Here is a 12,539-nt window from a genome sequence, read left to right on the forward strand (position 1 = left end):
GCCGTGTCCGATTTCGATCACTCGCAGCTCGACGACGTGATCCATGGGCGTTTGCGCCTGGGAATCATGGCTTTTCTCTCGACCGCCAGTCCGGCCAGCTTCGCCGAGATCAAGGCCAGGACCAACGCCACGGACGGCAATCTCTCGACCCATCTCGGCAAGCTCGAGGACGCCGCCTACGTCCGCATCGAGAAGAGCTTCAATGGCAAAAAGCCGCTGACACTTGTGCATCTGACCGAGACCGGACGCACGGCTTGGCTGACCTATCTGACGCAGCTCGAAAGCATGATCGCAGCGTCGCGCGACTAGGAGAATGACTATGACCCACGCTTCGCCGTCGAAAGGGTTCGCGCTTGGACCCGCCCTTGCTTACTTCGCGATCGCCTACGTGCTGGTGACAGTTCTGGCGGCCGCGCTCACGATTGCCTACGGCACGATCTGCCAGGTGCCCGTCGATGCGGCGGCGGGCCAGAGCATTCTGGAAGCGCCAGCTTTCGTCGCGACCGTTCCCTTTCACGTGCTGATCATGGTGCTGGTGTGGCCAGTATTCGCGTGGCTCTATTTCCGCAAGCGCGTGCTTGACCCGCGCGCGGAGGTACACGAAACGTTCGCGCTTGGCCTGCTCTGGCTGATCGCCGCGATGGTCGTGGATTACGTCGGCTTCGTGCTGATCGACAATCCGTGGTCGCTGACGCCGCACGAACTCTATGTCGTGTACCAACCCTGGATAAGCCTGATCTATCTGGCAATCTTCGCGAGCCCATGGGTCCACCTGGCGCTGAAACGCTCGCTGAGGAATCGCACGACGTCCTGAATGCCTCTTGTATCGACAGAAGAGCATCCGGATCACCGCCAGTGGGCGCGTTCGGCGTCGCGGACCGGGGTCGGGTTCGCTTTCATTCAGCCGTCCGATTCGACCCGCCGCCAGCGACCGGAGAGAATAGTGGCCTGTCCGTTTCTTGCCCGCCCGTTCAAACCATGACCGCTCCCGGCCAGCCGCTGTCCAACCCGTCGCCCGACGCGGCGTCACTGCGCTTGTCCGTGGCCCCTATGATGGACTGGACGGCACTTCAAAATTCCCTGCTGTTTTCTCGAATGTGCACCTAGCTTCGTGTGCACAGAGTTACCCAAACGGCTCTTCGGCACCCCTGATTTTGTCGCATATATTTGACATACCGTGAGGACGGGGCTAGTATGTCCCTATGAGCACCATCCATGAGCTCGGAGACGCTTTGCGGGTACGCCGCGCAGAGATGGGGCTAAGCCAGGCCCAAGTGGCTGTGCTTAGCGGTTTGTCGCGGCAAACGGTCAATCAGGTCGAGACGGGTGCGGTTCCGGACTTGGGGCTCAACAAGGCCGAGCGGCTTGCCACGGTGCTCGGGCTGGCACTACGCGTGGATGTGGGCCGTCCCGCACCCATCAGGGCGCGTCGCAAGATGACCCCGCTTGCGCGTGCGGCAGCTACCGCCAGCGTGAGCTACAAGACTCCGATTTCAGGCGCGACGCTAAAGAAGGTGCTTGCGACGGGACAAATGCACGAGAAGTACATTCCGCACGTACATGCTTTGCTGGACGACGCGCCGGTTTCCCTGCTGGCGGCGGTAGCCGAACAGCTTCACGATGAGACGGATATCGGCCGTGACCTCGTCTGGAAGAACTATCGGAGCTTGGCACGCGAGGTGAAAAGCAAGCGCGGAATCTGGGAATGAGCCAGCTTGATCTGGGTAGGCCGGGCCCTTGGACTCGCTTGTTTCCCCATGCGTTGGAGTTGATGTCGCATCTGGAGCAACGGGTTCCTGGTGCAACGTGGACCTTCGGTGGAGGCACCGTGCTCATGCTGCGCATCGCGCATCGGCAGAGTAAGGATATTGATCTATTTGTCCCAGATCCCCAGTACCTAGGTTACGTTAACCCTCGACTGAGCGATGTCGCTGAGGGTATCAGCACCGACTATGAGGAGGCAGCGGAGTTCGTCAAGCTGTACCTTCCAGTTGGCGAGATCGACGTGGTCGTTGGTAAAGCAATGACCAGTGTTCCGTACGAAACGGTCGACTACCGTGGGCGGATGATTCGGGTCGAGACGTCCGCGGAGATTATCGCCAAGAAGATGTGGCATCGCGGGGATCGTGCAAAGGGGAGGGATCTGTTCGATCTATGCGCAGTTGCGAGTGCAGAGCCGGAACAGTTGGAGATGGCAAAGCCTTTTATGGTTCGCCATGGCATTGCTTTTCTGCAGACACTATCTGAACGCGAAGATGTTATTAGACGGGAGTTTTTGGCAATCGACGCCATTGGAGAAACGATGGACTTCAATCAATGTCTGCTCCAGGCCGAGTCGATCATCGAACCCCTGCTTTAGTCTTCTTGTGAAGGCCCACAAGAAGGGGTATGCGACGTGAGCATACTTAGCCTGATCGTAGGTATCACCCATAACTGGTTTCGACCCAAAGTGGCCATCGGCAGCGAGTGGGTCACTCTCGGGAAACTGCCCCTGACACCTTTAGTTCCAACGCCCTCCAGCCGTCAACCGGGCGAGGACTTGGGATCGGCGCTACGCGGGTACGTGCGCTCTTCTTGGTAGCGGCCGTTTTCCTTCTGGATTTTCACCGAGCCGCCGCCCGTACCGACCGCATGCTTGAGCACGCCACCGGCCGTGGCGTCTTGCTTGTGCTCAAAGGTACGCACCACCCGGTTAGTGGCGTCGTTCTTGAGATCCCAGCGCTGCTTCTTGTCGTTGTGCGACAGGGTAAATTTTGGCAGACGTGGCATGACGCTCTCCTTAGGAATAGGCGCCTACGTCGAACGGCGCAACCGGGCAGCCGCCCGGACGGCGAGGTTCTGGGCCTGGAAACGCGTGGACAACGTGCGCGCCATCTCGTCGTAAACCGCCACGCGGCGCGTGGGGTCGGTGATGGTTACGATGAGCGCGAATGGCTGGCCGTTGAAGGCGGACAGATCGTCGATGTGATGGCGCGTGAGCAGCTGCACCTTCAGGCGCCAGCGATCGCCGCGCTCGCCCTTGTCACCCAGGTCGCCGAAGTAGGTGCGCACCGGCGCCCACTTGCGCAGGTGCTGGATCTGGAAGCTTTCGAACAGCTTGCCGGGGTTCTTGTGCTCGGGCGGCACCAGGCCCTTGAACTTGCGCTTGATCTCGCCGGTGTCGCGCTTGACGACCTCGTGGTAGACGCCGAAATGCGCGTCGATATGGGTTTCGCAGTACTCGCTGCCCCAACGAGCCCCGCGCGAAGGTGCGAAGGCTACGGTCATCGCGATCTGGCCGAAGTAGCGGCCGTTGCGCTTGAGCGAGGGCGGGTACGGGAAGTCATCCCAGTCCAAGTAAAAACCCGGGCGCAGGATGTCTTCGAAGACCAGCGTGGACGAGTACGGGCTGCACTCCAGGCAGTAAGGCACGGGAGCCGGCAAGCCGAAGCCGAAGAAGTCTTCCTCGCCATCGGGCACGCGCAGTCCCGTGCGCGGATCGCGGGCGTGGTGGGTGAGCAAGGCGCGGGCCAGCACCGGCGAGGGCGTGGGCGTGATCTGGTGGTAGATCTGGGCCAGCGTGCGCGAGACCAGCGGCGCGGCAAAGCTGGTGCCCAGATCCTCCGCGCTGCCACTGGCCGAGATCGAGCGCACGCCCGCCGCGTGGCTGCCGTCGGTGGCGCAGGTGCCGCCGTAGTGCACCAGGTCGGGCTTGATGATGTGGTTGGGACCGGCGCCGTGGCGGGAGAAGGACGATGGTTCGTGCGCCTTCGGGCCCTTGTGCTGGTAGTCCATGTGCGACACCGAGCCCACGGCGATTCCCAGCACGCTGTCAGCCGGCGCCGTAATGCGGCCGGCATCGATCTGGCCGGCGGAGCGCGGGAAATCGAGCAACGGCGCGGTGATGTAGTTGCCCGCGCTGATCACGAAGGAAACCCGATACTTTTCCTGCAGGTTGTCCAGCTCCTCGGCAAACTCGGAGAACTCATCCATCCGGCAGACCGCATCGGTGCCCAGCGACAGGTTCCACACCTTGTACTCATTGGCGTGCGCCTGCAGCGCGTCCTCGAGCGAGATCAGGAACTCCTGTTCTCGCACCGCGTCGGTATCGCCCACCTGTGGATCGTCGTTGGGAATCAGCTGCAAGTCGAACACCGCGCAGGGGCTGGCGTCGATGCCGGCCAACTGCGGGTTTAATTCGGCACCGTGGCAGATCAGGCCTGCCACGAAGGTGCCGTGGCTGGGGTTACGGTAGGTCGGGGCGACGTGGCTTACGCGGCCGACCACCCAGGAGTTGAGTGCCTGCGCGTGTTCGGAGATGCCCGAATCGACCACCACCACTACGGGCACATCGCCTTCGATCTGGTCGCGAGTAGTCAGCGGCGGCAGCGGCTGCGGGCGGAGGTTGCTCGGGCGCAGCGTGCGCACCAGCGGCATACCAGCTACCGAGCGTACACTTACCAGCGACGACAGCGCTTCGACCTGCTCTTCATTGGTGAAGCGCACCCCATAGACGAAGCTGGCATCGGCGTAGCCGGTGCGATCGAAAGGCACCTTCAACTCGCGGCAGCGCTGCTCGAACTCGCGCACCAGCCTCAGCTGCACCGGATCCTCGCCGAAGTTGAACAGGCGCACGCGACCTGCGAAGCCGTGCTCGGCACGCGGCGAGCGCTTGAGCACGTCATGCGCCTTCAGGCCCTTGCGGCGAAAGCTGGGCGTGATCGGCTCGATGATCTCCACGCAGGACAGTTCTTTGACCATGCGCGCCGAGGTGTTGTGCAAGATCAGTGCCTGCAACTGGTCCAGGCCGTGCGGCGTGGCCTTGATGAACAGCTCGCCCGGGCCGCCGGCGCCGATGATCGGGCACGTAGTGTCGGTGAACAGGTGCTCGGGGCGGTGGCTTTTGGCCGCGGCCTTGGGGATGACCTTGACGCGGACCGGCGCGGCACCGACGCGGGCGATGGGGTCGGCCAGGCCCTGCTTGATGGCGGCGACCTGGTTGGAGAGGGCTTGCCGATAGGCCGGCGTCACCGGGCGGAACGGCGTGGGCGGGTTGCCGCCACTGGGAACGCGCCGTTCCTTGCCTTGCTTGGGAAGAATCAGCTTGATGGGCAGGCGCTCGGCACGCGGCGCGTCCTGCCCCGAAGGATGTGTCGGTCGATCAGCCATCGTCTATTGCTCCGCTTTGAGAGCGCCGGTGGGCCGTGGCCTTGGACAGGCCAAACAACTGCCCCACGACGGCGTTGCTGTACAACTTTCCGTTGCGTGCCTTGAGCATCTGCATGCTCTCGGCTTCGCCCTTGCCTACTAATCCCGACAAGAACCGCCGCGACTCACCTTCGCCGGTGCTCAGGTTGCGCAAGATGGAGAAGGCATCGCGCATGGTCGGGTTGTCCTTCTGTGTAATCGTCCGGCGGCGCAAGCGCCGCGCGACTTCCTGGATGTCCGAGCCACTGAAGCCATCGGACAAATCGACCAGCAGTTGGATCTCCTTATCGGTGAACTCGATTGGCGGCAGGAAGGCGGTCCACATTCCTTTGCGCATCTCGGCCGATGGGTAATCCAGTTGCAGGCGGTAGCCGAAGCGCCGCCACACGGCCGCGTCGAGCAGTTCCTGGTGGTTGGTGGCCGCTAGTACGATCGAACTGGGACCTAGCGCATCCAGATTCTGGATGAAACTGTTGACCACGCGCTTGAGTTCGCCCATCTCCTGGCTGTCGCCGCGCAACTTGGCGATCGCGTCGAACTCGTCGAGGAATAGCACGCACGGCGTGCGCGAGGCGAAATCGAACAATGCACGGATGTTCTTCGAGGTGCTGCCCAGAAACGAGGAGATCACCCCGTCCAGACGGGCAACGTACAAGTCCAGGTCCAACTCGCGGGCGATGTAGCGCGCCACACGGCTTTTGCCCGTGCCCGGCGGTCCAGACATCAGCAGGCTGAGCGAATCGCCCATGCCCGAAGCTTCCAGTTGGCCGAAGCTCTTAGCGACGCTGACGAACTCGTGAACAACGGCCCACTGCTCATCGGCCAAGAACACGTCCGGCTCGAGGTTGGCCGCCAAGTTGACCTTCTCGATCAGGGGAAAGCGGCTGTCGGCATCCACCGGCAGCGCCCGGCTGAACTTGGCGTCAGTGGGGCGAAGCTGGTGGTCGGATTCTTGTAGCAGCTTGCGAAGGCGGCCGGCCGGGACGGTTTCGCCATGCTTTTCCAGTCGGTCCGCGAGGAATTCCGTATAATTCCGCACCTTATCGATGTCGAGACGAAGCGCCCCGTTGACGATACGAAAAAGCTCATTCATGAACATATCGACGTCCTTCATGAGACGATATTGTAGATTTGTGAAACGATTGTCAAGCTGGTGTCCAGCTTCGTGCCTCGGCGTCTAATATCCTGCGACCCGCCGCGCTTTCCTACTAACTTTCCGCCGGCGGCATCTGGCCGCTCCTCGACCCTCTCAGGTTGGGTCCCGGGGAGGACTTCCGGTTTTTTCACCCATGTTTCGACTCGAGGGACACCCCTTGAGGACGGGGCGCCGGCGGGGCTTCCGGTTTTTTCGCCGACGCTTCGACTGGGAGGGAAACGACCCCAATGCGCGTTCGACGCTGGCCGTGGCCTAACCGCGATCGCGTAAGGCATCAGATCGAATGGTTCGGTCTTGCACTCGAAGAGGTCGGAAAGCCTGGAGGAAAATAGCCGTATGAAGGCCGACCTAGAACCACCCGATAGCGAACCGGGGAAGCAGCCCCTGGGCCGCCTCCCCGAAGTGACAAGCCAAATCGACGCGCTCGGAGCGCTCAGCCGCGATGAGCGACTGGCTCGCCTGAAGCAAGCGGCACGAAAAAAAGACCTGCGCGCCGAGACGCTGCTGTACAGCGTATGTGCGGGCCACGACGCGAAAGACCAGGAGTTGTACTGGGCCGCGTTCGAGGCCTTGGTCAAAGCCGCCACCCCGATGATCGCCGGCCGCATGCGCCGGTTGTACGGCATCTCCGATGACGACCTGCTCGATCACCAGCAGTTGATCTTCGAGAGCGTGCACAAGAGCGTAGAACGCAACGATCCGGGCCTCGAGTACGGCATCCGACGCTTCTCCTCGTACCTGGTGCGTCGTTCAATCGATGCCATGCGCTCGCGGCACCACCCCTGGGCGTGCAGCCTCGAACTGGCTCTGGAAAAAGTCGACCAGCATTACGACAGCGAAGGCAAGCTGATCGAGCCTGACTGGGATCCGCCGGATGTGGAGTTCGAGCCGCAAGTCCGTGCTCTGGCCCGTGAAGAGCTCGAAGCCCTCCAGCGCCGCGTGGCTCATCTGCCTAAAAAGGCCGTCGAAGCGTTCTTGCTCTCGCGCGCGCTGCAACGAACTCAACCCCAAATTGCACAGCAGCTGGGCGTCTCCGATCGCACCGTCCGCGAGTGGATCGGCAAGATCGCTAAAGCGCTTGGTGAAAGGAAAGATCTATGAGTTACAAAATTATTCTCGACGACGTCCTCGGCGCCTTCGCCGCCGCGGCAGACCGCCCGTCCAAGGCCTTGGTGGACGAATGGACCGAAAAGTACCCGCAGTTCGAGACCGAGATTGTCGAGTTCGCCCTCGAATGGGCGGCGACGGTGCTAGTCGGCAGCGAACTGCTGACCGTGGAGGAGGAAGACCACCTTGTCAGCCACACCATGAGCCATCTGCAGCGTGTGAGCCAAAAGCAAGATCACGTCGCGGCCGCGCCGTCGCCAGTGCGATCGGCCGGCGCGACCCGCGACCAGATCCGACGCGTGGAAGCAGCGTTTCGTGCGCGCGGCCCCCAGGCCGCGTGGACGAAGAGCTTGGGCATCGACGAGTCGATCCTGGCGCTGTTTGAAGAGCACATGATCTTGCCGCCGGTGCCTCAACGTCTGCTCAACGCCTTTTCATCCGCGCTTAACGAAGGCGTGGACGCCGTCAGCGCCTGGTTGTTTCAAGACAACAGTAGGGTGGTTTTGGCCCGCTCGGCGGCCAAAGCCCCCACCCGTACACGCTGGACGTTCGAGCAGGCCGTTGAGAACTCCACACTGTCGGACGAAGCCAAGCAGCAATGGCTTCGTGAGACCATCTAAAGCGTATTTGCCGTGGATGCGTTCACTTCGGTTCGGCTAAAGGCGCAACAGGTGCGTCAGCGCCTGCAGGAAAAAACAAGCTGCGGCCAGGCGGCCCCTGCGTTGTTGAAGGCGGCGATGGAGGACGCCGAACTCACCGTCTTGCACGTGCCCGCCGACTACCCCTTGCTCGGGGGCGGTATGGGCGCGTTGCAACGCACCAGTCAGCGCATCACCCTTTCCAACGCGCTGGATCCGGAAGCGAAGGTCTTCGTCCAGGCCCACGAGTTCGGTCATTGGGTGATCGAATCGCCCGCCGATCCGGTGCTGGTGAGCTTCGATGTCGACGCCGAGGGGCCCGAACAGGCCACGCCCTTGGGCACGGGGCGCGTGGAAGGCTACAGCGCGCTGGAGATGCGCGAGCGCTATGCCAACGTGTTCGCTCGCGAATTCTTATTGCCGGTGGACCTGGCCCGGCACCTGTTCGTCGAGCAGCAGTGGCCGGCCTCGAAGATCGCCAGCGAGCTGGGAATCGCGTCGGGCCTGGTCTACCAACAGCTGCAGTACGCACTGCTGGTGCCCGATCCGCCGCCTGCGTCACCGGACAAACCGCTCGCGGAGCTGGATCCGTCGCAGCACATCGCCGCCCACCACGTGGGCACGCCGGCGCTGGTGGAAGCCGGCCCGGGCACGGGCAAGACGCGCACGCTGATTGGACGCATCGAGCACCTGCTCAAGGCGGGCACCGATCCGCGGTCAATCCTAGCGTTGACCTTCTCCAACAAGGCGGCGCGCGAGATCAAAGAGCGCATCGCACGCATGATCCCGACCGCGAACGAGCTGTGGGCCGGGACCTTCCACGCCTTCGGCCTGGAATTGCTGCGCAAGCATGCCGCCCAAGCCGGACTGCCCGAGCCGGTGCGCGTGGTGGACCCAGCCGATGCGCTCGAGCGCCTGGAAGCGGTGCTGCCGAGCCTGGAGTTGAACTACTACCTGCGATTGAATGATCCGCTCGCCCAGATCCAGCCGGTGCTGGGCGCGATCTCGCGCGCCAAGGACGAGCTTTGCACGCCGGCGCAGTACGCCGCGTTGGCGGCGCAAATGGCCCAAGGCGCGCAAACCGATGCCGAACGCGAGGCCGCTGAGCGGGCCGACGAAGTGGCTCGGGTCTATGCCCGCTACGAGTCGATGCTCGAAGAAGCGGGGGCGGTAGATTTTGGCGACCTGATCTGGCGTGCCATCCGCCTGCTGGAAGATCACCCCGAGGTGCTGGCCGCGGTCCGCGACCAGTTCGCCCACGTGCTGGTGGACGAGTATCAAGACGTCAACCGCGCCAGCTCGCGCCTGCTCAAGCTGATCGCGGGCGAGGGAGAGCGCTTGTGGGTGGTCGGCGACGTGCGCCAGGCGATCTACCGGTTCCGCGGCGCATCCCCAGGCAATATGCGCCTGTTTACGACCGAATACCCCGGCGCCAAGGTGTTGCCGCTGGAGCGCAACTACCGCTCCGGGCAACGTATCATCGATACCTACACGACTTTCGCCCGCAGCCTGGACGATCCGGTCTGGCGCGCTGTCACGCAGCTCAAAGCCGATCGCGGCGACGGGCACCGCCCTCAGCTCCTGGTCGCACCGGACCTGGATTCGGAAGTCAGCGCCATCGCGCAGGCGATCGAGGCCCATCGCCAACAAGGCGTGGGCTACCGCGACCAGGCCATCATCGTGCGAACGCATACCCACGCCGAGCGCGTCGCCGTGCGTTTGCAGGCGTTGGGCGTGCCGTCGATGTATCTGGGCGACATCTTCGAGCGCGCGGAAGTGCGCGATTTGCTGGCGTTGATTTCGTTCGTCGCCGAACCCAGCCGCGGCGCCTTGTTGCGGCTGGCGGCCACCGGCGCCTACGGCATGCCCCTAGAAGACGTGCGCACGTTCTTGCAGCACGCGCACGCGGCCCAGCACATGCCACTGGCGGCGTTGTCCGACCCCGCGGTCGTCGCCGCGTGCTCGCCGGCCGGGCGCACGGCCTTGGAGCGCTTGCGCGATGACCTGGCCAGCGTGTCATTCGAATCGACCGTCCCGCAGGTGCTCCATCACGTACTGTTCGAGCGTCGCGCCCTGATCGATGAACTGCTAGAAGGCGAGCGTAGCGCTGACCAGCAACGCCGCTTGGCTGTCTTCCAACTGCTGCAGTTCGCCGCTGAGCATTTCGACCCGCGCAAGGGCAACTCCAAGAAGAACCTGCTGCGCTGGATCCGCCGGCTGGAGCAATTCGGTGAGGAGCGAGCGCTCCGCGAGTTGCCAGCGGCCGCCGCCTCGATCGATGCGGTGCGGCTGATGACGGTCCACGCCAGCAAGGGCCTGGAATTTCCGGTGGTGTACCTGCCGTACCTGGCCACCACCCACTTTCCGCAATCCGGCCGCTACGTCCCGTGCCCGCCGCCGACCGGCATGTTGCGCACCGAGGATGTCAGCGACCGGTTCGAGGAAGAAAGCCTGTTTTACGTGGCGCTCTCGCGCGCACGCGACTATGTGCATCTGTCGCGATCCCAGCGGCTGGGCGCCCGCAATGCCTCCGAATCTAAGTTCCTGCCGTCCATCGTGGGGCAGGTCACGCGCACCGACGCCCCCCAGTGCGCGCCGTTGCCGATCGCTGACGAGTTGCCCGCTCGCCCGGAGCTCAAGCTCGAGCCGTCGATCCACGAGGCACGCGAGTTGGATCAGTACGAACGGTGCCCACGCAAGTACGCCTACTCCCGGAGCCTGGGCCTGCACGCCAGCGGGGACGATGACGGATACGCGCGTTTTCACCGCTCGGTCTACGCGGTGTTGTCGTGGGTGCTGCAGCAGCGGCAAACGCGCGAAGTTCCGCTGGAGGAGTACTGGCCCCAGCTTGAGCAGGTGTGGGCGACTCAAGGACCGGGGGATCATCCGTTTTCGCCGGTCTACAAGGACTTCGCCGTGCGCTTGCTCACTAAGGCGCAAGAACATCTGCGCGCGCCCGAGGCGACCTCCCAGCCAGTGGAAATGGACGTGGGCGGCGTGCGCGTGCGCGTGGAGCTCGACCAGACCGAGCCAGGCAACGGCGGCCTGGTGCGCCGCTACAAGACCGGTCGCCGCCCCAAGAAGGTGAAGGTGGAACTGCCTGAGACCTTGCGACTGCTGGCCGGCCAACAGCTCTACGGAAAAGATGCGCGTTTGCAGATGCATTATCTGACCTCCGGCGACACCGTCGATCTGGAGATCACCGGTAAGCAGCTCGATGCCACCGTGGCCGAGGTGCGCACCATTGCCAATGCCATCGCCGCCGGCGAGTTCCCGCCGAACATCGGCGACCAATGCCCGCGTTGCCCGTTTTTCTTCTTGTGTCCGGCGATCCCGCCGGTCGCGGTGGCTTCCTGATTCGGGCGCGCCTGGCCAAGTTTCTTCGCCGCTTTCAAAATCATCTTCCGGTTTTTTCTCGCGCTACGCGACTAGCTGTGTGACGGCGTTGGAATTCCCCAACGACGAATGACACAGAAGGTGGTGAAGCGTGAAAAACATCAAGATCGTATTGCAGCGCGAGGGCGCTGCGCAGGTGCTGGTCGGCGACTTGAATGGCCAGCAGACGGTGGGCGAAGCGCTCAAGGCGCTTGGCGTTACCCACATCGGGCAGGACCTCCTCCACGCCGAGGATCACGACGGCCCGGTGGAGCTGAAGACGCCGGTGCAGGCGCTGGTATCGGGCAAGGGCGAGGGCGGACCGGCGCTGGTGCGCTTGCACCAGGGCCGCTGCCGGCGCGTCAGCGTCAACGTCACCTTCAACGGGGTGACGAAGTCGCGCGACTTCCCGCCGGTGACGCGCGTGGGCCACGTGCATCAGTGGGCGACGCACAACGCCTTCGAGATGTCGCCGCGCGACGCGGCCGAGCACGTGCTCGAGCTCGAAGGTGGCGACGAGCGCCCCGATTCCGACGCCCAAATCGGCACGCTGACCGATGGCGTGCTGTGCGCGGTGGCCTTCGACCTGGTGCCCTTCAAGCGCGTGGAGGGCTGACATAATGTCCTTGGACCAACAGGCCTTCGAGGCCGACGTCAACTCCGGGGCTTTCCTCAACGGCTCGTTCTCGGGCCGTTGGGGGCTGGACTCGATTGCCTGGCCGCACGCGCTGATCTGGGTGCGTGCCGGCGACGGCAGCCGGCTGCTGCTGCGCTTCGAGCTGACCAACTACCCGCGCAACGCGCCCACGGCCCAGCCGTGGGATGTCGAGTGCAACGCCAACCTGTCCCCGGCGCGGTGGCCGCGCGGCCACGAGCGGATCAACGCCGCCTTCAACCCGAACTGGAACGCCAGCGCGCTGTACATCCCTTGCGATCGCATCGCGATCCAGGGCCACGAGGCCTGGCGCCAGCAGCATCCGTCCATGCTGTGGGATCCGGCCGTGGGCATCCACCGTTACGTGCGGGTCGTGTCCGATCTGCTGGGGTCGCCTGACTATGCCCGCGCCCAGTGAACT

General features: G+C 63.6%; 12 protein-coding genes. 9 read left to right on the top strand and 3 right to left on the bottom strand.

What is annotated here, in order from left to right; all coding sequences use genetic code 11:
* Positions 1 to 3 precede the first annotated feature (3 nt).
* The 4 genes from WQ53_RS10585 (at position 4) to WQ53_RS10600 (ending at position 2,359) form a co-directional block, all read left to right on the top strand.
* Positions 4 to 309: a winged helix-turn-helix domain-containing protein gene (locus WQ53_RS10585; RefSeq protein WP_052632140.1), complete on the top strand. Its 306-nt coding sequence runs from the start codon at positions 4 to 6 to the stop codon at positions 307 to 309.
* Between the two features lie 10 nt (positions 310 to 319).
* A complete protein-coding gene (locus WQ53_RS10590; RefSeq protein ID WP_144409303.1) occupies positions 320 to 814 on the top strand; it encodes a hypothetical protein in 495 nt (164 codons plus the stop codon).
* A gap of 388 nt (positions 815 to 1,202) precedes the next feature.
* Positions 1,203 to 1,709 (top strand): helix-turn-helix transcriptional regulator, encoded by a 507-nt coding sequence (locus WQ53_RS10595; protein WP_052632144.1) that lies wholly within the window; start codon positions 1,203 to 1,205, stop codon positions 1,707 to 1,709.
* Entirely contained in the window at positions 1,706 to 2,359 is a 654-nt protein-coding gene (locus WQ53_RS10600; protein WP_052632147.1) for a nucleotidyl transferase AbiEii/AbiGii toxin family protein, read from the top strand. Before WQ53_RS10595 ends, WQ53_RS10600 begins: the two co-directional genes overlap by 4 nt.
* Before the next feature lie 164 nt (positions 2,360 to 2,523).
* On the opposite strand, the gene WQ53_RS16375 is transcribed toward WQ53_RS10600, so the two are convergent.
* The 3 genes from WQ53_RS16375 to WQ53_RS10610 are packed head-to-tail and all read right to left on the bottom strand — an operon-like array spanning position 2,524 to position 6,301.
* The gene (locus WQ53_RS16375) at positions 2,524 to 2,769 is read right to left on the bottom strand and encodes a DUF2188 domain-containing protein (protein WP_082112976.1); all 246 of its coding nucleotides are present in this window, start codon (positions 2,767 to 2,769) and stop codon (positions 2,524 to 2,526) included.
* A 24-nt stretch (positions 2,770 to 2,793) separates the two neighbouring features.
* Complete coding sequence (locus WQ53_RS10605) at positions 2,794 to 5,148, bottom strand: S8 family peptidase (protein ID WP_082112977.1); 2,355 nt, start codon at positions 5,146 to 5,148, stop codon at positions 2,794 to 2,796.
* Entirely contained in the window at positions 5,141 to 6,301 is a 1,161-nt protein-coding gene (locus tag WQ53_RS10610; protein ID WP_052632151.1) for an AAA family ATPase, read from the bottom strand. The genes WQ53_RS10605 and WQ53_RS10610 overlap by 8 nt, the downstream gene beginning before the upstream one ends.
* Before the next feature lie 378 nt (positions 6,302 to 6,679).
* Between WQ53_RS10610 and WQ53_RS10620 the strand changes: the two genes are divergently transcribed.
* The 5 genes from WQ53_RS10620 (at position 6,680) to WQ53_RS17075 (ending at position 12,536) form a co-directional block, all read left to right on the top strand.
* Positions 6,680 to 7,444 carry an RNA polymerase sigma factor gene (locus WQ53_RS10620; RefSeq protein WP_144409304.1) on the top strand — a complete coding sequence of 255 codons (765 nt, stop codon included), beginning with the start codon at positions 6,680 to 6,682 and terminating at the stop codon, positions 7,442 to 7,444.
* Complete coding sequence (locus WQ53_RS10625; protein WP_052632158.1) at positions 7,441 to 8,070, top strand: hypothetical protein; 630 nt, start codon at positions 7,441 to 7,443, stop codon at positions 8,068 to 8,070. Before WQ53_RS10620 ends, WQ53_RS10625 begins: the two co-directional genes overlap by 4 nt.
* A gap of 12 nt (positions 8,071 to 8,082) precedes the next feature.
* A complete protein-coding gene (locus WQ53_RS10630) occupies positions 8,083 to 11,445 on the top strand; it encodes an ATP-dependent helicase (protein ID WP_144409305.1) in 3,363 nt (1,120 codons plus the stop codon).
* Positions 11,446 to 11,575: 130 nt separating this feature from the next.
* A complete protein-coding gene (locus tag WQ53_RS10635) occupies positions 11,576 to 12,079 on the top strand; it encodes a hypothetical protein (protein ID WP_052632166.1) in 504 nt (167 codons plus the stop codon).
* Between the two features lie 4 nt (positions 12,080 to 12,083).
* Positions 12,084 to 12,536 carry a DUF7665 family protein gene (locus WQ53_RS17075; protein ID WP_052632169.1) on the top strand — a complete coding sequence of 151 codons (453 nt, stop codon included), beginning with the start codon at positions 12,084 to 12,086 and terminating at the stop codon, positions 12,534 to 12,536.
* Positions 12,537 to 12,539 lie beyond the last annotated feature (3 nt).

This window comes from Pseudoxanthomonas suwonensis (genome assembly GCF_000972865.1).
GTDB lineage: Bacteria > Pseudomonadota > Gammaproteobacteria > Xanthomonadales > Xanthomonadaceae > Pseudoxanthomonas > Pseudoxanthomonas suwonensis_B.